This window comes from Nocardia sienata NBRC 100364, assembly GCF_001613205.1.
Taxonomy (GTDB): Bacteria; Actinomycetota; Actinomycetes; order Mycobacteriales; family Mycobacteriaceae; genus Nocardia; species Nocardia sienata.
This window is the reverse complement of the sequence record NZ_BDBX01000044.1, coordinates 38,942-59,924: the sequence shown is the minus strand read 5'-3', so window position 1 is coordinate 59,924 and position 20,983 is coordinate 38,942. Positions and strand designations below refer to the sequence as shown.

The window sequence follows — 20,983 nt, the reverse complement described above, 5'->3', positions numbered from 1 at the left end:
CCCGTACTCAGGAGGAACAGATGACACGCGAACTCGTCTACACGGGCTTCATGTCGCTGGACGGCGTCGTGGACTCGCCCGGCGGCACCGTCGAGGGACACCGCAGTGGCGGCTGGGTGATGGACACCGAGTTCGTGCCCGAAGCATTCGCGCTCAAAGGCGAGGAACTCGCCGATACGACCGCGCTGATGTTCGGCCGCCGCAGCTACGAGGCCTTCGCCCCGATCTGGCGCGATTCCGACGATCACGCCGACTACGAGGACCTGCCCAAATACGTCGTCTCATCCGGCCTGCGCGAGGACGCGCTGATCGACGGGTGGGGCCCGATCACGATCCTGCGCACCGCCGACGACGTCGCGAAGCTGAAGCAGACCGACGGCGGCGCGATCTACATCCACGGCAGCGCCGAACTGGCCCGCGGCCTCTCGGACGCCGACCTCATCGACCGGTACAACCTGCTCGTGTTCCCGGTGCTGCTGGGCGCGGGCAAGAGTCTGTTCAGTCGCGCCGACCGCGATAAGCAGACCCTGCGGGTGCGGGATTCGGCCACCTACTCCAACGGCGTGACCAAGCTCGTCTACGACGTCGTGCGCTGACCGGGATCGAGCGCGATCGCGCCACCGGACCCGGCGCGCAGCTGCCGGGCCGTCCGGCCGACATACCGGCGTAGCGCCCGGGCGAGATGGGGCTCGTCGTAGTAGCCGAGCTTGTCGACGACATCGCCGGGCGTCTCACCCGAGGCCAGCAGCAGCGCGGCGGTCCGGGCGCGCCCGATCTGCCGGACGGCCCCCTGGGTGAGCCCGGTCGCCGCCCGGAAACGGCGCTCGAGTGTCCGCTCGGTCACTTCCGGCGGCGATCCGCGCAGCGTTGCCGAGACCAGCGGATCGCGGACCACGACTCCTTCGCGGACGAGCCGATCGACCAGCGCCTCGGCGTCGTCGGGCCGCGGTGTCTCCCGGCGGGCTCCGTCGAGCCAGAAGGTCCGGCCGGTCACCTCGGGCAGTACCACGCCACCGTCCACCAGGGCCGATGTCGCCGTCGCCCGCAGCGACGTCCCGACAGCGAACTGGATACCGACGAACCCAGCACCCTCGGGCACGGGCGCGGTCCCGGTGCGGCTCTCCGGACCGGTGATCGCCGCGTACGGTCGCCCCCGCTGCTCCCAGAACACCAGCCCCCAGGTCTCGGACGCGACCGAGGTCATCTCCGACACGTGTTCACTGCGGCAGGTCCACACGGACTCGACCCACGGCGAATCCGACGCCCGCGTCCCGAACAGCAGTTCCACGGTCGGATAGTAGGCCGATCCGGGCGTTCAGAGAACGGTGACCGCGACCTCGGGCATCGCTTGAAACGTTCCCTTGGCGAGCCGCGCATCGAAGGTGACCAGGGGTGCGTCGTGCAGGGCAGCCACTGCGAGGTACGCGGCGTCATAGATGGGGACATTGTGGCGCAGCTTCCACACAGTGTGCAGTAGTAGCGAGTCTGTTTCGACGTACGTGATCTGCATGGCAGTGAGCGCCCGGAAAGCGGCGTCGGCATCGGCGCCGGCCAATTGATTCGTCACGGCCGCTTTGTGCAGGGTGCGTACGACTTCCATTGGCATATGGGCGGGCGCGGCCCACTCGTCGTCCGCGAAAAGCGCTGCGCGAGCCGCCTCCCCACGGTCGGACGGTCCGGCGAGCGCCATCACCATGACGTTGGCGTCTACGACGATCACTCCTGGTCCTCGCGGTCGGTACGGATTTGTGCGACCACCGCATCGGCGTCCATGGTCAGGGAACGTCGCCCCACCAAGCTCTCGATGAGCTGCCGGTTGCGTTCGGCGCGGAATTCCCTTTCCAGGAGGGCCCGGAGATAGGTCTGAGTCGACTGTCCCCGGGCGGCCGCCCGGCGCGCTATGGCGTCACGAACCTCCTCCGGAACGTCCTTGATCTGGATTGCGACACTCATGCACCGAGGGTACATGCGCATGGCATGTGCATGTGTGAACTGTACGGGAGCCGTCGGCCACCGGGTCGACCGGAGCCGGCTCGGGCATTGCCACCCCTCTCACCGTGGGAGGACACTGAAGGAATGGCTGACAAGGAGCAACGCACACCCTTCTACGGGATAGTGCTGATCCTCGCTGCGCTCGGTGCGTCGTTGGCGGTCAGTTACTACGGACCGATGTGGTTCCGTGTCACGGTCTATATCCTCACGGTTCTGCTCGTCCTCGTCGGTGGCGTCATGACGTTCCGGGACTACCCGTACTGACGTAGCGAATGCGCGAGCCGCCTCCCGGTCCGCCGGGGCGGCGCGCAAGTACTTGTCGATGCAGCCCGCCGGTGGACCGCCGACTTCTTCGCGCTCCCTGAACTACGCCTCCGGGCGTGAGTAATTACGCGCAGCCGTACTGAGACGCCTGGCACAGCAGCCCGGGCACACCGGTATGACCTGGTGCATTACCTGTAGGTGAGCAACTGGCGGAAAAAGTACGTACTTGTCGGCCGACGCGCCGCGCGCCGAGACTCGAAGCTCCGCGGTGATCATCCGGTCGCCGCGTAGTGATCGGAGCCGCAGATGAACTCAGGGCAACGAGCGACGGTAACCGTGCTCGGCACCGGATCCATGGGCAGCGCGCTCGTCCGCGCGTTCCTCGCCGCCGGGTACCGGACACATGTGTGGAACCGCAGTCCGGAGCGGGCCGCGGCGCTGGTCGCCGCGGGCGCGATCGCACACCGCGATATCACCGATGCCGTCGAGGCGAGTCCGGTGATCATCGCGTGCCTGAGCACTTTCGCCGCCACTCGCGCGAGTCTGACGCATGACGCCGAGATCGTCGCGGACCGCGATATCGTCACGCTCAACAGCGGAACTCCGGCACAGGCCCGAGAATTCGCACAGTGGGTGCGTTGCGCCGGTGCCCGTTTCCTCGGCGGCGCGATCAAGAATGTTCCCGCGGCCGTCGGCGCCCGGGACACGCTGCTGTACTTCGGCGGCGACCGCGCGGTCTTCGACGCGCATTCGGACACCCTGCGCGTCCTCGGTGGCGAACTCGACTTCCTCGGCGTGGAAACCGATCTCGCCGCACTCTACGAATCCGCGGTCGGTGCCACGTTGCTGCCCGCGCTGCTCGGCTTTCTCGAGGGCGCCGCGGTACTGGCCTCCCGCGGCCTGCCCGCGCACACGATGGTCCCGTATTCGGTGAAATGGTTGCAGATGGTCGAGTCGCTGCTGCCGGTCCTGGCCGAGGAGATCGACACCGGGAACTACAGCCTCCTCGGCTCCAGCATCGACCTGTTCCACACCGCACTCGTCGACGACGCGCAACTGGCTGCCGAATCGGGCGTCGACCTGTCCTGGCACACCCCCATGCACAACCTGCTGCGCCGCGCGGTCGCCGAGGGCCGCGGCGAACAGAGCATCACGGCTCTCTTCGAACTGCTCACCGCCGCACAGTGATCAGTGCAGCAGGCTGTACACCGCCGACAGTGTTAACCCGTGCTCACCGTTCGTCGTTATCGGAGTCGGGAACCGCGCCGGCCGACCGCTCGGGTATTTCGCTCCAGTGCTTGCGCGGTGCGGGAATCAGCGGGCAGAAACGTTTCCAATCGCAGCTCGGAAATCGTGACGTGCACGGCAGTGGCGAAAGTGGTGATCGCGGTGATCAGGCTCAGCTCGCCGACACTGGATCGAAGCCGCAGCGGAACGGCGAAACCGAAATGATCCGCGCCGACCGGGGGCGGATGCGGCAGGTAACCTTCCAGTTCCGCCAGCATCGCCGTGTGCCGCGCGTGCGGGGCGCGGGCGTTGTCCTGCCTCGGCCGTTCGAGCACGTGTTGCGCCCAATCGTCGAAGTTCACAATCCGCGGCGCCATACCGCGCGGATGTAACGCCAGGCGTAGCACGTTCACCGGTGGTTCCAGCAGTTCCGGTGCGACGTCTTCGGTCAGTATGTCGAGCCCGTCGTTGGCCGCCACCAGCTCGCCGAACCGGTCCACCACGATCGCCGGGTACGGACTGTGCCCGTCGAGCAGCCGCCGCAAACTGTCCATAACCGGTTGCAGCGCGGGGTCGTCCAAATCGGTTTCGGGGTAGCTCGGTGCGTAGCCGGCCGAGAGCAGCAGTGCGTTTCGTTCCCGCAGCGGCAGCTGCAGTGATTCCGCGACCCGCACCACCATGCCGCGTCCCGGCATGGACCGGCCGCTTTCCATGAAGCTCACGTGCCGCTGCGTGGTACCGGCCCGCAGTGCCAGTTCGAGCTGCGACAGCCGTCGCCGCTTCCGCCAGTCCTTCAGCGCCGCACCGAAACCGTTCATGAGGTGAGCGAAGCATATTCCCTGCAGGGAATTGAGTGCATACCCTCGCTCGGCGACGGTTGATCACATGGAATACGGACTTCTCCTTCCGGCGGGTCAGGCCCAGCTCGAGGCGGGGGGCTCGGCGCAGGCCCTGGTCGAGATCGCTGTGGAGGCCGAGCGGCTCGGCTTCGACTCCGTCTGGGCCGGCGACTCTCTCGTCCGCGCCAGGATCGAACCGCTCACCTTGCTGACCGCCGTCGCGCAGGCGACCGAACGCGTCACGCTCGGCACGGCGGTGCTGATGCCCGCCTACCGGCATCCGGTACACGCCGCGGTGACGCTCGGCTCGCTGGATCTACTGTCGAAAGGTCGCCTCGTGGTCGGTGTCGGGGCCGGCTTTCCCGGCTTCAGCGAAAAGGAACTGGAGCTCGTAGGGGTAAATTTCCGCACGCGCTTCTCCCGGCTCGACGATACGGTCGCGCTGTGGCGGGAGTTGTGGACCGGCAACCCGCAGTCGTTCCACGGCAAGGTTCTGCACTACGACTGGTTGCCCCAGGTACCCGAGCCCGCCCGTCCGGGAGGCCCGCCCATCTGGCTCGGCGGGATCACCCCGGCCGCGCTGGGCCGGACCGCGCGACTGTACGACGGTTGGCTGCCCTATCCGCCCGACCCGGGGGACTACGCGACCGCACTGAGCGCGATCCGTGACACCGCCACCCGGCCGGTCACCCCGGCACTGTTCGCGACCGTGTTCGTGGACGACGACGCCCAGCGGGGCGCGAAGGCGCTGGACGATTACTGTCAGGCCACCTACCGCATGCCGCTGGAGTCGGTCGCGCAGATTCAGACAATGATGACCGGTCCGGATATTGCCGGCCGGCTCGCACGGTTCGTCGAGGCCGGTGCGCGGCATATTCTGCTGCGGATCGCTGCGGTCGACTCCGCTACGTTCACCGAGCAGTTGGCCAGGACCGCGGAGGCTCTTTCAGCGCTTCCGCAACGGCCGGTCCTCGAGGCCGCGGGGGTTGAATTACAACGGGGTTCGAACCTGCGGCACCTGCAGTAACCGGATCCGGGACAACTCGCTCGCGTGCGATACGCGCTATGGGGAGCGGAACCAGGCGATCGTCAGCCCGAGAAGTCCGGCGACCAGTAGCATGAGAACGACATCGTCCCAGCTCACAGCTCGACCACTGGCCACCGATACCCGCGCGGATAGTGACACATCGGGGTGATCAGTGCGGCCAGGTCGGTGACGATATGACGCACCGAATCGGCGTGCTCGAAAGTCGATACGACGACGGCGCTCACATTGTGCTCGATGACCGCCGAGGCGACGATCAGCCCGGAGGCGAGTGGCGTGGTATCGAGCCGCACCGTCCACACCCCTCGGCACCCGTGCCGCTCGGCGAGCCGATCCAGATCCACTCCACCGCCGTAGATATCTCGCCGGACCAACCCCAGCGCTCTGTCCACGCGCACTCCTTCCCGTCTCTTGGTATGCACTCACCGTCGGGGCGGTTCCACCCGACGGTAAGGCGCGCCAGCAACTTTCCGTTCTGGGCGGCTACTCCCATCTCGCGGCGGCGGTGAACGAAGCTCGGAAACTGAACTACGCCAACGCGCTCGACCATGTGAACGCAGCGGCCGACACGGCGCGGCGGACCGGTGAAACCGACTTGTACCTGAGTGCGTTCGGGCCGCTGAATGCTCGCATCCACCGGCACGCGGTCGAACTCGAAGCAGGCGATCCCCACCGCGCCGCTGTCGAGGGCGCTCAACTCACCGCCGCGGTCGGCGCACCACCGACTCGCCTCGGTCATCACTGGCAGGACAATGCCCGGGCCTGGCCGATGGCAGGAAAGCCGGACAAAGCCCTGGTCGCTCTGAACCGGGCCCGCGCAGCCGCTCCCCAGCAGACGCGCCTCCATCCCGCGGTCCGCGAGACCCTGCATGGGATCGCTGCTGCCCAACGTCGGCAGAGTGAGAGCCTGGTCGGGTTCGCGTCCTGGTTGGGTGCGTCGTTTTGAGGGTGCCGTTCATCGGCGGAAAGATACGAAACCGCGGTATCGACACTCGGCCGACGTGATTTCCGCGCAATCGGCCCGCTCACCGGTGATGCCGCGTTCCGCCTGTTGCCCGATTACCTCTCATGGAAGGTCTCGCAGTGCCGGGCCGCTTTCGGAGAATGGCAATCCGGCGCGTCTGCCGGAAGGCGTCCCGGCTGGTGGGCGCGTCGGTAATCGCCCTCGCGGGATCGCTCGGAGACCGAACCGCGGTGTCAGATGTGATCGTGGCCGGAGAGGCGTTCGTGGTCGATTTCGGCCTCGCGTTCGCGGTCGCGCTGGTAGTCGGTTTTGGCGTTCACGTTCCACGAGATCGGGTGTGCGCCCGGGCCGCAGTCCTGGCTCAACCGGATTGTCGATTCGGGGCGAATCCGTTCCTCCAGGATCAGCGGGCGGAGGTCGCTGCACATGACGAATGCTCCGACGGTTGCCGGGCCCACATCGGTATTCGTGCATTCGATATCGAGACGGCTGTCGACCGGAACCTCTGAACAGAACGCGTCACCGGGCGGCATCGCCCGAGCAGACCCCACGCCGACGGTCGTCGATACCGCCACGGCCACGAGACCGGATATCACCGCGCCCACGATCGATAGCCGCCGGGGATTTCTCTTGGGGATGGACACCGAGTTTTCTCTCTTCCGCCGCACTACAACACAATTCCCGAAATCGTATGCATCCCGAAGTCGAATTACCAACAGAAGGAATTCCCGGCCCGGCGGGGTCGAGTTGTCGGTGTTTACCGGGTGTGGCGCGACCTCGGCTACGCCGTGGGCGCGGTCCTCGGCGGAAGTGTCGTCGCTAGGGGGAGTCGAGGGCTTCGATCACCCGGTGGGTAGCGGTGACGCGGGCGGGTATCGGGATGTTCCGGTTCATCAGCACGACGACGGCGATGGAACGGCTCGGTACGAAAGCCACGTAGGCGCCGAATCCGCCGGTGGATCCGGTCTTGTCGAACAACGCCGGACCGGAACCGGCCGCGGCCGGTTCGACCGGCTGGGGCCGGTTGATGATATCGGCCGAGTTGCCGGCCTGCAGCGCCTCGAGTGAGGTGGGGTAGTCGAAGCGTTCCCAGCCCAGGGCCTGTGTCATCGATCCGACTCGGTAGTAGCCGTGCCGGGCCGCGTCCAGCGGTCCGCGCAGGGCGAGCGGAGCGCGCCGGTTGTCCATATTCGCCGCGACGAACGACAGCAAATCGGACGCGGTCGTTTTCAACCCGTAGGCCTCGGTATCTCCCGGACCGGGAGTAACCCGTACCGGAGCACCCGATCGCGCTGTCCCCCAGGCGTAGTCGTCCTGCCTGTGTGCGGGTACATCGAAGTAGGTGTTCCGGAGGCCGAGCGGCTCGAGTATCTCGGCACGCATCGCGTCCTCGAACGGGCGACCGAGTGCCGCGGCGGCCGTCTGACCCAGCAGGGCCATACCCGGGTTCCCGTAGAGGCGGGTGCTCCCCATCGGGTACGTCGGGCGCCACTGCTGGAAGTAGCGCCACATCTCGGCCTCGGTCGTCACCTCGGCGGGAAATTGCTGCGGCAGACCACCCGCCGTGTAGGTCGCAATATCCCTGATCCGCGCGCTGTCGATCGGGTGACTCCGTAGTTGCGGCAGGTACCGGCCTGGGGTGTCGTCGAAGTCGAGCCGCAACCGGTCGGCGGCGGAACCGGTCAGCAATGTGGTGAACAACTTGCTGACCGAGCCGATCTCGAAGATCGTGTGCTCGGTGACCGGGCGATCACCGCCAGGCGCGGTGGTGCCGAACTCGAAGAGGCGGGTCCGGTCCCGGTGGACCACACCCACCGCGATCCCGGGGATGTCGTGAGCCTCGCGCAACGCTGTGAAGGTGTCGTGCACGACTGTGCCCAGGACATCGTCGGTGGCTGCCGGGGCGGGCGCTTCTCCGGTGCATGCGCACATGAGTAGACCTGTCAGCAGGGCGATCGCCGCCTCGATCCACCTCGCACCGCCGTGCGCCCGCGCCTCGGCAGCGCGCCCGAGGCGATCGCGGCCGACGTGGTGACCGGGTATCGGCTCGCCTGGTGCGTGCGCGGCATCGGTATCTCGAAACCCCATAGACGGCATGCTAGGCAATCCGTCCACCATCGCCGCACCCCCGATGAGATCCGACTACCGCCGACACCTACAGTTCGAACAGTCCGGCCAGGACCGCGATTCCCAGCGCTCTCCCCCGTTCTTATCTGACAGTCCGTACAAGGTGCTCGAAATCATGGAAAACGGCGAAATGGTGCCCTTGGGGGCATCGAACCGGTGACGCCGGAGATCCGCACTGAACTGCAGGAACGTAGTGGCAGGTAAGTGCCCTCGGCAGGATTCGCAAAACATGGGCAAGTGGGAAACGCCTGGTCATAGTGGGCACCTACCGGATGTGACGAAACTGGCTGGTCAAGGCATGTATCGATCAGGCTGTCATGGAAGGCTGTAATCATGGGCGCCTCGGCGATGGTGGAGAGCGGAGAACTGCACGATCAGTGCCTGGCTATCTCCTCGATCTCGGTGTCGAGTGCGGTGGCGAGGTCGCGGGCGGTGGGGGTGTTGCCCAGTTTCTGCGTGAGCAGAGGTGTGACGGTGGTGATCCGGCCGCGGAGTTCCTTCAGTTTGTTGTAGGTCGTCGAATTCGACGCCGCGGCCGGCGTGGCGGCGAGCGATATGGTCGGCCAGTGGCAGGCAACGCCCGATGATCTCGTCACGCAGTACGGCACGGCCGGGGTCGGCGGAATCGCGGGCGGCGAGTTCGCCGAGTGCGGGTCCGATTCCATCGTAGGAGTCGCGGCCGCGGTTGGCGCGGTGAGCGGACGGTGACGGGACCGGTCGGGTGTGGGAATGGGGAGTTCCTCACGAGCAGATGATCGAATCCCGCCGCAGTTCTGCGAGTCGTGCCCGCATCAATGCGATTTCCCGGCCCCCGTGAACAGAAAGGGCTATGGACCGTCGAATCATTCGGCGGCGATCGGGTGGTCGTGGCGCATGATTTCGTCCCACCAGCCGGCCAATGGGCTGGGGTCGGGCCAGCGCACTACTGCCGGCTCAGCACCTGTCACAACGCTGGATGTGCCGCCCCGAACGGTATCGGCCTTGTTGCGTATCACTGTGTTCTCCTGTCATGCCCGCCAGATGCGGGACTTGCGGTGCGACCCCTTGCGGGGACTACCTCGAACCGAACCCGACGTCGAACTGAACCCGAGCGGGCCGGTCCGGATGCTCCGCCGGTCCATGTCACGCCGACGCTCGGCCGGGCGGGTGCGGCGAACGGAGGAAACTTCTCGAAACAGTTCGGGCCTCGCCGATGCGCGCGGTATGAGATCACTGACCATGCCGCCGGTACCCCAGCGGATATAGGCTCCTGTATCAGCCGCGTGGACGATGGCGGGCCGATAGTCCTCGAGTCGATATCAATCCAAGTAAACCCTGCGCAGAACCTGATGTCAACGATGTAGGCCTACAATGGACGATGTAGGCCTACAATGGGTGACGGCAGTGATTTTTCACAAGGCGAGGCGGCTGTCCACGCAGGGCTATACGACCCGTTCAGGGCTGTACGACGCGGCTCCCCCCCCGGTTCACGACGTCGACGGCATCGGCACTCTCGGCGCCTTACATGATCTTGCCGAAAACTCGTCACCGCCACGCAGCTGATGCCGGGGCTCGGCGCCGACGGTCGGCGGTTACCGGCGCTGGACGCGGCGCCCGTCCTGTGCCTACGTTGTAGATCTACATATCGGATATCCGCCCGGAGAATGGAGCGCCTTCGTGATTGCCGAACCCTCGGGCAGCCGCAGGAAAGCCGGTGCCGGTCGCCGGGACAGGTCGGTGACCCGGGCGGCTGTACTTGATGCGGCGCTGGTGATCGTCGACCGCGACGGGATCGACGGGTTATCGATGCGGCGCCTGGCCGAGGCGGTGGGTCGTGATCCGATGGTGATCTACCGGCATGTGCCGAACAAGGCGGCGGTGCTCGACGGTGTCGCGGAGGTGGTGTTCGCCGAATTGTCGGTCGATGCCACGGCCTCCGATTGGGTCACCGAAATGCGTCGCGTTGCCCGGGAGTTCCGGCGAGTGGCGTTGGCGCATCCGCGGGTGGTGCCGCTGCTGGTGACCCGGCCGCTGGCGACCCCCCTGGGGCAGCGCCCGCCGGCGGTGGTGCGGCCGCTGGAGGACATGCTCGCGCTGCTCACCCGAGCCGGGTACACCGTGGTCGACGCGTTGCACATCTATCGCGCGCTGTTCGGGTTCCTCTACGGGCACGTCCTCAACGAGTTGCAGGAGATCGTGGAGCGCCCGGAGGAGACCGATGACCTGCTTCGGCTGGGTTTGTATCGGCTGCCGATCGGTGAATTCCCGCTCGTACGGGGTTTGGCGCCGGTGCTCGCGGCCTATGACGGCGCGGTGGAGCTCGAACGTGGGCTGGATATCCTGCTGGCCGGCCTCGCGGTGACGATGCCCGGGCCGCATCCCGCGGCACTGCCGCCGGGTGACGCCGTCCTGCCGGGTCCGGGCGACGCGCCTGCGGCCGGGGGACGGGTCACCCCGGGTACTTCTGGCGTGGTGTAGCCGGGTGGATGGTGGTGGCGAGGCCGGCCAGCAGGGTGTCCAGGCCGCGTTCCAATTCGGTGGCACCGTCGTAGGCGGCCAACTGTGATGCGAGTCCGCGCAGCAGTGGGAACTCGCCGATCGGTAAATGGTGCAGGCCGAGTCGAAGCAGGTCCGTGGTTTCCTCGGGCCGGTCGACGATCTCCTGTACTTCGTTCAGGATGTGCCCGTAGAGGAACCCGAACAGCGCGCGATAGATGTGCAGGGCGTCGCTTCCGCTGAAATCGGCTCGCTTTAGCAGGTCGAGCATGTCCTCCAGCGGGCGCAGTGTGCCTGGTGGCCGCAGGCCCAGCGGCGTGGCCAGCGAACGGGTGACCAGCAGCGGCACCACCCGCGGATGCGCCACCGCGAGTCTGCGGAAATCCCGGGCGACCAGGCGGAGCTGGTGGCGCCAGTCGGGGTCGGTGGAGTCGACAGTCAGTTGCCCGAGCACGAACTCGGTGACGCCGTCGAGGAGTGCGGCCTTGCTGGCGGCGTGCCGGTAGAGCGCGGTCGGGTCGTGGCCGAGTCGGTTGCTCAGGCGTCGCATCGACAACCGGTCGATGCTGTCACGGTCGATGATGTCGAGGGCGGCGGCCAGGATGGCCGGGCGGGTCAGCGGATGTGCACCGCGATTCTCCGTATGATCGTCCGGTCGGTCCCGCCCGTCGGACGGCCCGGCTCTCGTCTCGTTCATCGCACACGCCGCCTGTTCATCTTCTGTTGATAACAACGTTATTCTACACCGTAGACAGACGATGTATCTCCAGTTTAGTATGTGGACATGCCCGGGTTCATGAGTCGACCGGTCGGACGATTCCGGATGGCCGCGGTCCGATACGCATCCGGAGACGGGATCATTTCGATGGCCACGACAAGCAAGATCACCCATTGAGTTCGGGCAGCGAAGGCGAACATGGGCGAGCGCTGACCCGCCCCTTGCGCGCGGGCAATGGGTGCAGGCGCCCGGCGTCGGCTCGGCCACGGCACAACTCCTGGCGATTCGAGGGGATGAACAATGGCAATCACCGAAGTCGCTGTCTACGCGCACCTCGGCCCCGCTGATGTCGAAGCGCTCGGCCTCGAGCTCGACGCGATCCGACGGGACATCGTGGCGCAACGAGGCGCGCGGGACGCGGCCTATATCCGCCGCACCATCGCCCTACAGCGCGGGCTGGACGCGACCTCTCGTCTGGTCATCGCCCACGGCCGGGGCACAGTGGGCTGGGCGCTGGGAACCGCTGGACTGGCGGTGGCCAAGAGCATCGAGAACATGGAACTCGGCCACAATATCTGCCACGGTCAATGGGATTGGATGAACGATCCCGAAATTCATTCCGGCACCTGGGAATGGGATATGGCGGGGTTGTCCTCCCAATGGCGCTACGCCCACAACTTCCGTCACCACGTGTACACGAATGTGCTGGGTATGGACGACGATATCGGTTTCGGTGTGATGCGGGTGACCCGAGACCAGCCGTGGCGGCCCCGGTTACTGTTGCAGCCGTTCCAGAATCTTCTGCTGGCGGCGGTGTTCGAATGGGGTATCGCTCTGCACGACCTGTATTCCGAACGTGATCGCGTCGCCACCCCTATGGGAAAGGCTGCGGAGACCAGAGCGTTCGTGAAGAAGATCGGCAGACAGGTCGGCAAGGATTATGTGCTGTTCCCGGCGCTGAGCGGGCGGCGGTGGCGGCGGACCCTGGCGGCGAACGCGGCAGCCAACCTGGCGCGCAACCTGTGGGCGTATGTCGTGATCTTCTGCGGCCACTTTCCCGACGGTGCAGAGAAATTCGAACCCGCCGTGGTCGAGGCGGAGTCGAAGGCGGAGTGGTATCTGCGGCAGATGCTGGGTACCGCCAACTTCGACGCCGGGCCGATCCTCGCGTTCCTGAGCGGAAACCTCTGTTATCAGATCGAACACCATCTCTTCCCGGACCTGCCCAGCAACCGCTACGCCGAGATGAGTCACCGGGTGCGGGCGCTGTGCGATGAGTATGACCTCCCCTACACCACCGGCCCCCTGTTGCGCCAATACCTACTCACCCTGCGCACCATCCTCAAACTCGCCCTGCCGGACAGCTTTCTGACCGCGACGAGCGACGATGCGCCCGAAACGGCCTCGGAGAAGAAGTTCCACGGTCACGACGCACGGGGGAACGGCCGATCGGGCAGCAGCGAACTCGGCTCGACCGGCCGGCGCGGCCTGCGCTCGGCACTGCGCGCGTTGGCGGCGCAGTCGAGGCCGGGCAGACGAAGAAAGGCGGAAAGGTGCAGATTCGAACAGGTGGACCTCCCGGTACCTACCCGGAAACCTGCGGTGGCCCGTGGTGTTCATCGCGCGGTGGTGTGAGGCAGTACGCATGAATACGATCACTGTTTCCTACGCCCATCTGTTCCGGCTCAGTGACGAATGCGGGATCTTCGAGCACGCGAGGCTCATCGAGCCCCTCGTCGAATACGGCTACTGTGTCGACGATGTCGCCCGCGGCCTCGTCGTCGCCGTTCGTGAAACCGAACCCACCCAACAGTTGCTCGCCCTCACCGAGGTGTACTTCGACTTCGTGGTCGATGCGCTCACTCCGGACGGGCGTTGTCACAATCGGCGCGGATCGGACCGGCACTGGCAGGACGAACCGAGCCTCGACGACCACTGGGGCCGCGCGTTGTGGGCCCTGGGCACGGTCGTCGCGCACCGGCCCGATCTGGCGCGGACCGCGCTGGCGCGTTTCATGGCCGCTGCCCGGCAGCGGCCCCGGTCGGCTCGTGCGATGGCATTCGGCGCACTGGGTGCGGCCGAGGTTTTGCGCGTCGATCCGGTGAACCACTGTGCCCGTAACTATCTGGACGATACGGCGATATTGATCGGCGCGCCGACTCGCAGATTCGACTGGCGGTGGCCCGAGCCGCGACTCGAGTACGCCAACGCCGTGCTGGCAGAGGCGTTGCTCGCAGTCGGCTCGATACCCGGCAGAGAACGTATACAGGCGGACGGATTGGCGATGTTGCGCTGGTTGCTCGAGACCGAGACGGCCGGCGATCACCTCTCCGTGACTCCGGTCGAGGGCTGGGCGACCGGGGAGCCTCGGCCCGGCTTCGACCAGCAGCCCGTCGAGGTCGCGTGCCTGGCCGATGCCTGCGCCCGCGCCTACGACACCACGGGTGACCAACGCTGGAATGAAGCCGTCATGCTGTGCGAGGCATGGTTTCGTGGCGCGAACGATATCGGTACCCCGTTGCTCGATCCGGAGAGCAACGGCTGCTCCGACGGGCTGGAGCACACCGGCAGCAACGAAAATCAGGGCGCCGAGGCGACACTCGCGCTGCTCTCCACTCAGCAGCAAGCTCGGCGGTTGGCGCGAGAGCCGTCGTAACCGATGCGCGGGCCGGTAATCGCTCGTCCGTCGATCAGACGCCTCGGACACGCGCCGGTTCCGAACCGAATCACCATGACAGGCCGCAGCACGGCCGCGACAGGAGTGTCGATCATGACGTCACAACCGAACGCGTTCGACGCTCGTCGGCAGGAGTGGTCGACCCGCCGCGTACGGCTGGAGTTGGGTGCCGCCGACGAGAAAGCCGACGGTGTCTGGTGGCCGCACAGCCGGGACCTCGTCGCCGAGCTCGCGGGTCTGTTCGCGGCGCTGCAGCCCGGATTCGGGCCGGTCCGGCGCGTGATCTATCACCTCGACGAGTGGTCCACCGCACCAGGTGAACTGGAAAGCGGCGGCCGGTGTGTTCGGCTCGACGGTTACCGGCGCCGGCAGGCGCGCACTCTCGATATCGTCGGGGACGGCGCTACGCTGACCCTTCGGCTCATCACTCCGGTCGCCGCCGCCACGAGCGCGGGCCGGCCGCGGCGGGATTCCGGAAGCGGGGCAGGGCCCGAAATCGAGGCATGGCTGAGGGCGCGGCGGAAAGCTGCGCCGCAACGGGGCCCGTGAGCCGACCGGACCCTGCGGCGGCCCGACTGCCGGGCGTCGGCGCCGGTACGCGGCAGTGTCCGGCGCTGTCGAGATCGGCCGGGCCCCGCCGCGTCGCGCCGGCCGGCGGACGACGGCGTGAGCCGCGTTCTGTCCACAGGACCCCATACGGGCGGTGGGCCCGGCGTCGGATGTTGAAACCGTAGACCTACACTGTTGACACCAGGTCGCGAGCGGAGTCTACTGGAAGTACCCAACAGATCCGAGGGATCGCCATGATCGTCATCATCGGACTCGTCATCCTTGTCGCCGCTGTACTCGTCGGTGTCGCGGGAGTGTTCGCCAACAGCGGCTCCGCCCACACGCTGACCGACAACTTCGCGGTGTTCGGCTACCACGTCACCGGCTCCACAGGGGTGCTGTTCCTCTACGGCATCGTGGTCGGCGGTATCGGAATCGCCGGGCTGGCATTGCTGCTGGCCGGGGCTCGCCGTAGCGCCCGCCGTGGACGTGCCGCCCGCCGCGAACTCGAAGCAACGCGTCGCGACAACTCTGCCGGCCAGGCGCACCCGCCGATCGGCGCGGAGCGGGGAGCCCCCACCTACTACACCCACACCGGTACCACCGATATCGCCGGTGAGGGGCCCGGTTACGCCGCCGCGCCGTACTCCGCCGATCAGCCCGCACACCGCCGCCGCGGTTTGAGCCAGATCTTCGGTTGAGCAGGCGCTCGATAGCCGGCGCGCTCCGCCCGGCGCCGAAGCCCGGCCACCGAGGCCCATCGGCCACCCGCCGTACCGAGATCTCGAGCATCCGAGGCCGGGCACTTCGGGTGATCTTCCTCGGAGCTTCACCCACCCTTGAATGAGCCTTCACCCACCCTTCAATGAGCAGGGACCACTCGGTCCCGGTCAGGAGCGTCGCGATGACGCTGCAACACGAGCGGATCCGTCTGGATCGCTCCACCCGCTTCTCCCTCTGCACCGGCCCGCCGCCGGCATCGCGGCGGCGATCGACACCGCGACTCGGGACAGTGCACGGTGCCTGGTGGCCGCACACCGACGATCTGGTCGCCGAGCTGGCCGCTCTCGATGTCGAGGCGCTACAGCGCGGGCGAGTTCGCCCGGTCGATCGCATCATGTACAACACCGACGATTGGCAACCCGCGCCGAAGCGGACGACGCTCGGCGGACGTTCGGTTCGTCTGGACGGCTATCGGCATCTACCCGCGCATACCGTCTGTGTCCTCGGCGTGGACCGGACCCGCCTCGTGCTGCTGGTGATACCCCCGCTCACCGGGCCCGCGACCGCGCAGGCGCTGCTGTCCGCCGCGTCCCGGCCCGGCAACGAACTCACCGCCCACGAACTGGTGGCGGACACCGATCGGCAGATGCTCGAGTACACGCAGAACGCGGACGCGTTGCTCCGCTGGGACGACGAAGGTGGCCGAGCCCTGGTCCCGGCAGGCAGCACCTTCACTCAGGTGACTCCAAGGAGGTCGGTATGACATATGACCCGCAGACTACAGGTTCCGGTCGATTCCAGGCCACGACAGGCGGCGGACAACCGTTCGCCGCACCCACCCGCACACCGCGACTACTGCTCGGCGCGCCCGCGCAACGTCCCGAACGCATCGACGGTGCATGGTGGCCCAGAACCGACAACGTCACCAACGAACTGCACGATCTGATCAGCGCCCTCACCACACGACTGGGGGTCACCACACGGATCGCCTTCGACTGGAATTCGCTGAGCCTGTCCCAGCGGGGAATCGACCCGCCTGACGGGATCGAGGTCACCGGACCCCTGCCGGACCAACCGGACACGGTGATGTACGTATTCGGCCTGCACGATCGGTGCATACGATTGCTGGTGATCGATCCCGCCACAACTGCGGCCCGCGCCGAAGCGCAGATGCGCGCCGCCGTCCGCCCCGTCGCGGACCATTCGGAACAATGAACGGGCTTTTTCCGGAGCGGCGGCCCCGCCCGAATGCTGCTTCGGGAGCTGGCGCGTGGCCGGGCGCGCGGGAAGTGGGCGCCGACCGGGGGATGTTTATCCGGTGCTCGAATGGCTATGTCGGCGGTGCCGGAGGTGGGTTGAACAGTCAGCTTCTCTCTGGACCTGCCGTTGGTGGCTCGGTGCCGTGCTCGAGCAGCCCGAGGCTGCCAGCGGCGGGGGTGTGGGCTGTTCGTGGGGCGGTGGTGAGGTGGCGGCTACGGAACGGCTGTCCGGTCTCGATCACCGGGGCCAAGTGTTCCTGGGCGCGGTCGTCGGGGTGTTTGTGCTTCAACAGCAGTTCGGTGGTCGGTTTCACCTCGCAGGGGCCGGAGCCGCGCAAGGCCGTGATCTCGTCGGACCATTCCCAGCTGCTCGGCTGTCCAGAATCGGAGACCTGCCCGGCTGCGCCGGGGCTGCACCGTTGGGGGCCGGTCTCCCACCGTGCGTCAGTGGTCGGCGGGGGTCGGGCCACCCCTGGCGCGCAATCTGCGCAGAGACACCGGTCTCGCGCCTGATACCGGCCCATGAGGCACCGGCGTCGCGGGCGACGTGCGCGGAGGCCGCCAACTCTCGGCGTGCGTGCTCGACGCTTCGGCTGCCAGCCACACCGCGGCCAGTTCCTCGGCCGGCGCGATATGGACTTGCCAGACGGCCAGGACCAGGTCCCGGCCGTCTCGGTCCAGACCGAAGCCGTCCCCGTAGTAAAGACGCCGCTGGTGCATATCCTGGTCCTGCGGACTCGACACTCGGGCCCAGACCGGTCCACGCCAACATTCGGGATACCCGCGGTCGGCGAGATCGGTGCACGCCGCGCACCAGGCGACCACCTCATCGAACCTGCGCCGCCGACCGTACTCCACAGCCGTGCCGTCCGCGCCCGTATCGGCGATCGGACCATCCGCACCGAACGTCGATCCGGAGGTGCCGTCACCGAAGGGATGGGACCACCGAACCTTCATGCCGACCCGAACCGACCTGCTGTATGGCCGGTTCGGGGGCGTGGCTGATCGGGGCCCGGGCGGTGCAGGGTGTGGGGGCGGCGGTGCTGGCGCCGGTGACGTTGGCGATCGTAGCCGCGGCCTTCGCCGCGGGCGCGGCCCGGACGCGGGCGTTGGCGGTATGGACCGCGCTGGGGTGGCCGGCGGCACCCCGGGAAATCTGTGGGGGGGTGTGCTGACCGAGTGGTGGTCGTGGCGGACAACGCTGCTGATCAACGTCCCGATCGGGACCCTCGTGCTGGTGGTGGCAGTGCGGGTGATCACCGCGGACCGCCCGGCTCTCCGGCCGCGGTTGGATGTCGCGGAGGCGGTGCTGGTCACCGTGGGGCTCGTCACCCCGGCATATGGGGTCGGGCAGGCTGCGGACCGCGGCTGGACTGCGGTGTCCACGCTGGCCGGGCTCGCCGCGCGCGCCGTCCTGCTGGCGGTTTTCGTGATGGTGCAGGCGCGGTGGGTGCGGGCGCCGTTGATCCCGGTACGGCTGTTGCGGATCCGGTCGGTGACCGACGGGAACCTGATCCTGCTGTGGGCCGGTGCCTGCCTGAATCCGATGTGGTACTTTCTCACGCTTTCGATGCAGACCGGGCTGGCGTTCCTGCCGCACACCTTGGCCGCCATCGTGATCGGCGCCGGGGTTGATGCGGTCGTTCGATTCCCGGGTGCTGATCGCGGTGGGTGCCGTGGTGGCGGCGGCCGGGTTTGTGCGGCAGGCCCAGCTGCACACCGGCAGTAATTATGTGGCCGGGATTCTCGGTCCGGCGGTGGTGTTCAGCATCGACGTGGGCCGCCTGTTGAACACCCCGGTCACCGCTGCGGTCACTGTCGGGGTGGCCGGTGCGGATGCGGGTGCGGCGGCAGGGTTGATGACCACCACCAAGGAGATCGGCGCGGCGCTGGGATTGGCGGTGCTGATCACGGTGGCCGCCCCAGGTGGTCTGGAGGGCTACAACCGGGCGTTCACCGCGATCACGGTGGCGATGGTGGCGGCTGCGGCCGCCACGGTGCTGCTTCCCGCCCACCGCGATACCGCCGACCCCGGCCGGTAGGTGACTTCCGGGCGGGGCCCGGGTCAGGGGTGGGTGCGGGCGTCGAGGAGTTCGCCGAATTCGTTGGCGTAGGCCAGGTGGCGGCGCAGTCGTTCGGCGCTGTCGAGGGCCCGTTCCCGGCACTGCTGTAGGAACTCTCGTGCCCGGGCGTGCTGCTCGTGGTCGGGCTCCCAAGACGGCTCCGTGCGGCATCTCGGTGACAGTGTCACTGGTGACGGCAAAGGCGACAACGAGGTCGTCTCGATCGATTTCACCCGCGTTCCGGCTGTGGTCGACCGGATCGTCCTGTTGGTCACCTGTTACACGGGGCAGAGCTTCGCCGAAATCGAGAATCCGTTCTACCGGTTGGTGGATGCGCGCGACGGGACCGAACTGCTGCGGCACGACCTGAGCCTGTACGCCGCCAGCGGTTTCGTCCTGGCAGTGCTGGTTCGTGGCGAGCACGGATGGCAGCTACGTGAAATTGCGGACACAGTCAACGCCCAGCATCCAGTGGAGGCAGTGCCCCAGGTTGGGAGGTACCTGGCCTGCGCCGTCACCCATCCGCCCGCCTCCTCGGTGGTGCCGGAGTCCTTGTTCCGGTGAGTGAGTCGGCGGCCGGGGCGGAGTTGTCGATCCGGCAACATCCGGACCGGACGGTAAGTAGCGACGTACCTGTCCAACATCCGTGGACAGTACATCTAGTGTACCGCGCCTGAAATTCGTTGGCTAATTGTAGGATTCGGTGGTGGCGAGGACGGGGCGGCCGAGATCGGGTCCGGAGTTGGTGGTGACCGAGGCGCAGCGGCAGGAGTTGGTGCGGGGTGCGCGGGCGGGGACCTCGACGCAGGCGTATGCGCTGCGGTGCCGGATCGTGCTGGCGTCCGCGGAGCCGGGAGCAGCGAACGCGCATGTGGCGGCAGCGGTCGGTGTCACGCCGATGACCGTGGCGAAGTGGCGGAATCGCTTCATCGAACACGGTCTGCCCGGGCTGGCCGACGAGCCGCGGCCGGGCCGGCCGCCGTCGATCCTGCTGGACCGGGTGGAACAGGTGCTGGCGTTGACCCTGGAACAGACACCGCGTGATGCCACGCATTGGTCCCGGTCATCGATGGCCGAGCGGACCGGGCTGTCGAAATCGACGATCGGGCGGATCTGGCGGCGGTTCGAGCTGAAACCGCACCTGGTCGACGGGTTCAAACTGTCGACGGACCCACTGTTTGTGGAGAAAGTGGTCGATGTCGTCGGCCTTTACCACAATCCACCGGAGCGGGCCGTCGTGTTGTGTGTGGACGAGAAGTCGCAGATGCAGGCCCTGGACCGTTCACAGCCGGTGCTGCCGATGATGCCGGGCATGCCCGAGCGCCGCACCCATGACTACGCCCGCCACGGGACTACGAGCCTGTTCGCGGCGTTCAATATCGCCGACGGCACCGTGATCGGCGAGCTGCACCGCCGCCACCGCGCGAGCGAGTTCCGCAAGTTCCTGGTCACGATCGACAAGACCGTGCCCGCCGAACTCGATGTCCACCTGGTTTGCGACAACCTCGCCACCCACAAGACCCCGATCGTCAACGAATGGCTCGCCCGGCACCCTCGCTTCCACGTCCATTTCACCCCGACCGGGTCGTCCTGGCTCAACCAGGTGGAGCGCTGGTTCGGATACCTCACCGACCAGATCACCCGCCGCGGTGTCCACAAAAGCGTCGCGGCACTGGAGAAAGACGTCACCACCTGGATCGAGCACTGGAACGAGAATCCCCGGCCGTTCGTCTGGAAGAAAACCGCCGAGGAGATCCTCGACTCCCTAGCCCGATATATTCAACGGATTTCAGGCGCGGAACACTAGTTGCCCTTGTTTTGTGTTTCCTGGAGGATCGAATCAGGGCAACCGTTTGACCTGCATATATGCGTTCTATTGATTATTCACAAGCCTGTTGAGGATCAGGAAATCCTGTTGACCTGCGGAAACGCTGTCGCAGGTTGTGCCCTCGGCAGGATTCGAACCTGCGACACCCGCTTTAGGAGAGCGGTGCTCTATCCCCTGAGCTACGAGGGCCCGGGCCGTGGCCGGTGGGCAGAGTCTACCGGGTGACCCGCTTC

26 protein-coding genes and 1 tRNA gene are annotated in these 20,983 nt (G+C 66.9%); 16 read left to right on the top strand and 11 right to left on the bottom strand.

Annotation, left to right across the window (positions count from 1 at the left end; translation table 11 throughout):
- The first annotated feature begins 20 nt into the window (after positions 1-20).
- A complete protein-coding gene (locus NS4_RS23035) occupies positions 21-596 on the top strand; it encodes a dihydrofolate reductase family protein (protein WP_063061583.1) in 576 nt (191 codons plus the stop codon).
- Here NS4_RS23035 and NS4_RS23030 read toward each other — a convergent pair.
- Genes NS4_RS23030 through NS4_RS23020 form a run of 3 tightly spaced genes read right to left on the bottom strand, consistent with a single transcriptional unit; the run spans position 578 to position 1,953 of the window.
- Entirely contained in the window at positions 578-1,288 is a 711-nt protein-coding gene (locus NS4_RS23030) for a helix-turn-helix domain-containing protein (RefSeq protein WP_063061582.1), read from the bottom strand. The genes NS4_RS23035 and NS4_RS23030 overlap by 19 nt on opposite strands.
- Before the next feature lie 27 nt (positions 1,289-1,315).
- Positions 1,316-1,720 (bottom strand): type II toxin-antitoxin system VapC family toxin, encoded by a 405-nt coding sequence (locus tag NS4_RS23025; protein WP_063061581.1) that lies wholly within the window; start codon positions 1,718-1,720, stop codon positions 1,316-1,318.
- Positions 1,717-1,953 carry a FitA-like ribbon-helix-helix domain-containing protein gene (locus NS4_RS23020; protein WP_063061621.1) on the bottom strand — a complete coding sequence of 79 codons (237 nt, stop codon included), beginning with the start codon at positions 1,951-1,953 and terminating at the stop codon, positions 1,717-1,719. The genes NS4_RS23025 and NS4_RS23020 overlap by 4 nt, the downstream gene beginning before the upstream one ends.
- A 123-nt stretch (positions 1,954-2,076) precedes the next feature.
- On the opposite strand from NS4_RS23020, the gene NS4_RS23015 reads away from it, so the two are divergent.
- Positions 2,077-2,256, top strand: a complete 180-nt coding sequence (locus NS4_RS23015) for a hypothetical protein (RefSeq protein WP_063061580.1) — start codon at positions 2,077-2,079, stop codon at positions 2,254-2,256.
- A 306-nt stretch (positions 2,257-2,562) separates the two neighbouring features.
- Positions 2,563-3,444 (top strand): NAD(P)-dependent oxidoreductase, encoded by an 882-nt coding sequence (locus tag NS4_RS23010; RefSeq protein ID WP_063061579.1) that lies wholly within the window; start codon positions 2,563-2,565, stop codon positions 3,442-3,444.
- Between the two features lie 56 nt (positions 3,445-3,500).
- Here NS4_RS23010 and NS4_RS23005 read toward each other — a convergent pair whose 3' ends face one another.
- Entirely contained in the window at positions 3,501-4,301 is an 801-nt protein-coding gene (locus tag NS4_RS23005) for a helix-turn-helix domain-containing protein (protein ID WP_063061578.1), read from the bottom strand.
- Positions 4,302-4,368: 67 nt separating this feature from the next.
- Between NS4_RS23005 and NS4_RS23000 the strand changes: the two genes are divergently transcribed.
- Positions 4,369-5,349 carry an LLM class flavin-dependent oxidoreductase gene (locus tag NS4_RS23000; RefSeq protein ID WP_063061577.1) on the top strand — a complete coding sequence of 327 codons (981 nt, stop codon included), beginning with the start codon at positions 4,369-4,371 and terminating at the stop codon, positions 5,347-5,349.
- Positions 5,350-5,462: 113 nt separating this feature from the next.
- On the opposite strand, the gene NS4_RS22995 is transcribed toward NS4_RS23000, so the two are convergent.
- Positions 5,463-5,759, bottom strand: coding sequence for a hypothetical protein (locus NS4_RS22995; RefSeq protein ID WP_245665627.1), 297 nt, complete (start codon positions 5,757-5,759; stop codon positions 5,463-5,465).
- 113 nt (positions 5,760-5,872) lie between these two features.
- Here NS4_RS22995 and NS4_RS22990 point away from each other — a divergent pair, with 113 nt between their 5' ends.
- The gene (locus NS4_RS22990) at positions 5,873-6,313 is read left to right on the top strand and encodes a hypothetical protein (protein WP_063061575.1); all 441 of its coding nucleotides are present in this window, start codon (positions 5,873-5,875) and stop codon (positions 6,311-6,313) included.
- Positions 6,314-6,564: 251 nt separating this feature from the next.
- Here NS4_RS22990 and NS4_RS22985 read toward each other — a convergent pair whose 3' ends face one another.
- The 3 genes from NS4_RS22985 to NS4_RS22970 form a co-directional block, all read right to left on the bottom strand.
- Positions 6,565-6,975: a hypothetical protein gene (locus NS4_RS22985; protein ID WP_157106186.1), complete on the bottom strand. Its 411-nt coding sequence runs from the start codon at positions 6,973-6,975 to the stop codon at positions 6,565-6,567.
- 175 nt (positions 6,976-7,150) lie between these two features.
- Positions 7,151-8,419, bottom strand: coding sequence for a serine hydrolase (locus NS4_RS22980; RefSeq protein WP_169811803.1), 1,269 nt, complete (start codon positions 8,417-8,419; stop codon positions 7,151-7,153).
- Positions 8,420-8,832: 413 nt separating this feature from the next.
- Positions 8,833-9,123, bottom strand: a complete 291-nt coding sequence (locus NS4_RS22970; protein WP_063061572.1) for a hypothetical protein — start codon at positions 9,121-9,123, stop codon at positions 8,833-8,835.
- A 991-nt stretch (positions 9,124-10,114) separates the two neighbouring features.
- Here NS4_RS22970 and NS4_RS22965 point away from each other — a divergent pair.
- The gene (locus NS4_RS22965) at positions 10,115-10,915 is read left to right on the top strand and encodes a TetR/AcrR family transcriptional regulator C-terminal domain-containing protein (RefSeq protein ID WP_084487616.1); all 801 of its coding nucleotides are present in this window, start codon (positions 10,115-10,117) and stop codon (positions 10,913-10,915) included.
- On the opposite strand, the gene NS4_RS22960 is transcribed toward NS4_RS22965, so the two are convergent.
- The gene (locus NS4_RS22960; RefSeq protein WP_063061571.1) at positions 10,887-11,630 is read right to left on the bottom strand and encodes a TetR/AcrR family transcriptional regulator; all 744 of its coding nucleotides are present in this window, start codon (positions 11,628-11,630) and stop codon (positions 10,887-10,889) included. The two genes, NS4_RS22965 and NS4_RS22960, sit on opposite strands and share 29 nt — an antisense overlap.
- A gap of 321 nt (positions 11,631-11,951) precedes the next feature.
- On the opposite strand from NS4_RS22960, the gene NS4_RS22955 reads away from it, so the two are divergent.
- The 6 genes from NS4_RS22955 to NS4_RS22930 all read left to right on the top strand — a co-directional run bounded on the left by NS4_RS22955 (position 11,952) and on the right by NS4_RS22930 (position 16,815).
- On the top strand, positions 11,952-13,286 hold the full coding sequence (locus NS4_RS22955) for a fatty acid desaturase family protein (RefSeq protein WP_084487615.1): 1,335 nt from the start codon (positions 11,952-11,954) through the stop codon (positions 13,284-13,286).
- 10 nt (positions 13,287-13,296) lie between these two features.
- A complete protein-coding gene (locus NS4_RS22950) occupies positions 13,297-14,307 on the top strand; it encodes a hypothetical protein (RefSeq protein ID WP_063061619.1) in 1,011 nt (336 codons plus the stop codon).
- A gap of 114 nt (positions 14,308-14,421) precedes the next feature.
- Positions 14,422-14,877, top strand: coding sequence for a DUF5994 family protein (locus NS4_RS22945; protein ID WP_063061570.1), 456 nt, complete (start codon positions 14,422-14,424; stop codon positions 14,875-14,877).
- Between the two features lie 254 nt (positions 14,878-15,131).
- Positions 15,132-15,578 carry a hypothetical protein gene (locus NS4_RS32835; protein WP_174552125.1) on the top strand — a complete coding sequence of 149 codons (447 nt, stop codon included), beginning with the start codon at positions 15,132-15,134 and terminating at the stop codon, positions 15,576-15,578.
- Between the two features lie 203 nt (positions 15,579-15,781).
- Entirely contained in the window at positions 15,782-16,363 is a 582-nt protein-coding gene (locus tag NS4_RS22935) for a DUF5994 family protein (RefSeq protein ID WP_063061569.1), read from the top strand.
- Complete coding sequence (locus tag NS4_RS22930; protein ID WP_063061568.1) at positions 16,360-16,815, top strand: DUF5994 family protein; 456 nt, start codon at positions 16,360-16,362, stop codon at positions 16,813-16,815. Before NS4_RS22935 ends, NS4_RS22930 begins: the two co-directional genes overlap by 4 nt.
- Before the next feature lie 488 nt (positions 16,816-17,303).
- Here the strand turns inward: NS4_RS22930 and NS4_RS22920 are convergent, their stop codons facing one another.
- Positions 17,304-17,816 (bottom strand): hypothetical protein, encoded by a 513-nt coding sequence (locus NS4_RS22920; protein ID WP_063061566.1) that lies wholly within the window; start codon positions 17,814-17,816, stop codon positions 17,304-17,306.
- Between the two features lie 160 nt (positions 17,817-17,976).
- Between NS4_RS22920 and NS4_RS22910 the strand changes: the two genes are divergently transcribed.
- The 4 genes from NS4_RS22910 to NS4_RS22895 all read left to right on the top strand — a co-directional run bounded on the left by NS4_RS22910 (position 17,977) and on the right by NS4_RS22895 (position 20,729).
- Entirely contained in the window at positions 17,977-18,588 is a 612-nt protein-coding gene (locus NS4_RS22910) for an efflux MFS transporter permease (protein WP_157106185.1), read from the top strand.
- The gene (locus tag NS4_RS22905; RefSeq protein ID WP_063061563.1) at positions 18,515-18,901 is read left to right on the top strand and encodes a hypothetical protein; all 387 of its coding nucleotides are present in this window, start codon (positions 18,515-18,517) and stop codon (positions 18,899-18,901) included. Before NS4_RS22910 ends, NS4_RS22905 begins: the two co-directional genes overlap by 74 nt.
- A 99-nt stretch (positions 18,902-19,000) precedes the next feature.
- On the top strand, positions 19,001-19,486 hold the full coding sequence (locus tag NS4_RS22900; RefSeq protein ID WP_084487614.1) for a TerD family protein: 486 nt from the start codon (positions 19,001-19,003) through the stop codon (positions 19,484-19,486).
- A gap of 142 nt (positions 19,487-19,628) precedes the next feature.
- Entirely contained in the window at positions 19,629-20,729 is a 1,101-nt protein-coding gene (locus tag NS4_RS22895) for an IS630 family transposase (RefSeq protein ID WP_063061618.1), read from the top strand.
- A gap of 137 nt (positions 20,730-20,866) precedes the next feature.
- On the opposite strand, the gene NS4_RS22890 is transcribed toward NS4_RS22895, so the two are convergent.
- A tRNA-Arg gene (locus NS4_RS22890) sits at positions 20,867-20,939 on the bottom strand.
- Positions 20,940-20,983: the final 44 nt, after the last annotated feature.

Excerpts from the sequence above, each read along its gene's own strand:
- NS4_RS23035 (WP_063061583.1), top strand. The coding sequence starts at position 21 with ATGACACGCGAACTCGTCTACACGGGCTTCATGTCGCTGGACGGCGTC.
- NS4_RS23020 (WP_063061621.1), bottom strand. The coding sequence starts at position 1,953 with ATGAGTGTCGCAATCCAGATCAAGGACGTTCCGGAGGAGGTTCGTGAC.
- NS4_RS23015 (WP_063061580.1), top strand. The coding sequence starts at position 2,077 with ATGGCTGACAAGGAGCAACGCACACCCTTCTACGGGATAGTGCTGATC.
- NS4_RS23010 (WP_063061579.1), top strand. The coding sequence starts at position 2,563 with ATGAACTCAGGGCAACGAGCGACGGTAACCGTGCTCGGCACCGGATCC.
- NS4_RS23005 (WP_063061578.1), bottom strand. The coding sequence starts at position 4,301 with ATGAACGGTTTCGGTGCGGCGCTGAAGGACTGGCGGAAGCGGCGACGG.
- NS4_RS23000 (WP_063061577.1), top strand. The coding sequence starts at position 4,369 with ATGGAATACGGACTTCTCCTTCCGGCGGGTCAGGCCCAGCTCGAGGCG.
- NS4_RS22980 (WP_169811803.1), bottom strand. The coding sequence starts at position 8,419 with ATGGGGTTTCGAGATACCGATGCCGCGCACGCACCAGGCGAGCCGATA.
- NS4_RS22970 (WP_063061572.1), bottom strand. The coding sequence starts at position 9,123 with ATGGAATCGGACCCGCACTCGGCGAACTCGCCGCCCGCGATTCCGCCG.
- NS4_RS22960 (WP_063061571.1), bottom strand. The coding sequence starts at position 11,630 with ATGAACGAGACGAGAGCCGGGCCGTCCGACGGGCGGGACCGACCGGAC.
- NS4_RS22955 (WP_084487615.1), top strand. The coding sequence starts at position 11,952 with ATGGCAATCACCGAAGTCGCTGTCTACGCGCACCTCGGCCCCGCTGAT.
- NS4_RS22950 (WP_063061619.1), top strand. The coding sequence starts at position 13,297 with ATGAATACGATCACTGTTTCCTACGCCCATCTGTTCCGGCTCAGTGAC.
- NS4_RS22945 (WP_063061570.1), top strand. The coding sequence starts at position 14,422 with ATGACGTCACAACCGAACGCGTTCGACGCTCGTCGGCAGGAGTGGTCG.
- NS4_RS32835 (WP_174552125.1), top strand. The coding sequence starts at position 15,132 with ATGATCGTCATCATCGGACTCGTCATCCTTGTCGCCGCTGTACTCGTC.
- NS4_RS22935 (WP_063061569.1), top strand. The coding sequence starts at position 15,782 with ATGACGCTGCAACACGAGCGGATCCGTCTGGATCGCTCCACCCGCTTC.
- NS4_RS22930 (WP_063061568.1), top strand. The coding sequence starts at position 16,360 with ATGACATATGACCCGCAGACTACAGGTTCCGGTCGATTCCAGGCCACG.
- NS4_RS22920 (WP_063061566.1), bottom strand. The coding sequence starts at position 17,816 with ATGAAGGTTCGGTGGTCCCATCCCTTCGGTGACGGCACCTCCGGATCG.
- NS4_RS22910 (WP_157106185.1), top strand. The coding sequence starts at position 17,977 with ATGGACCGCGCTGGGGTGGCCGGCGGCACCCCGGGAAATCTGTGGGGG.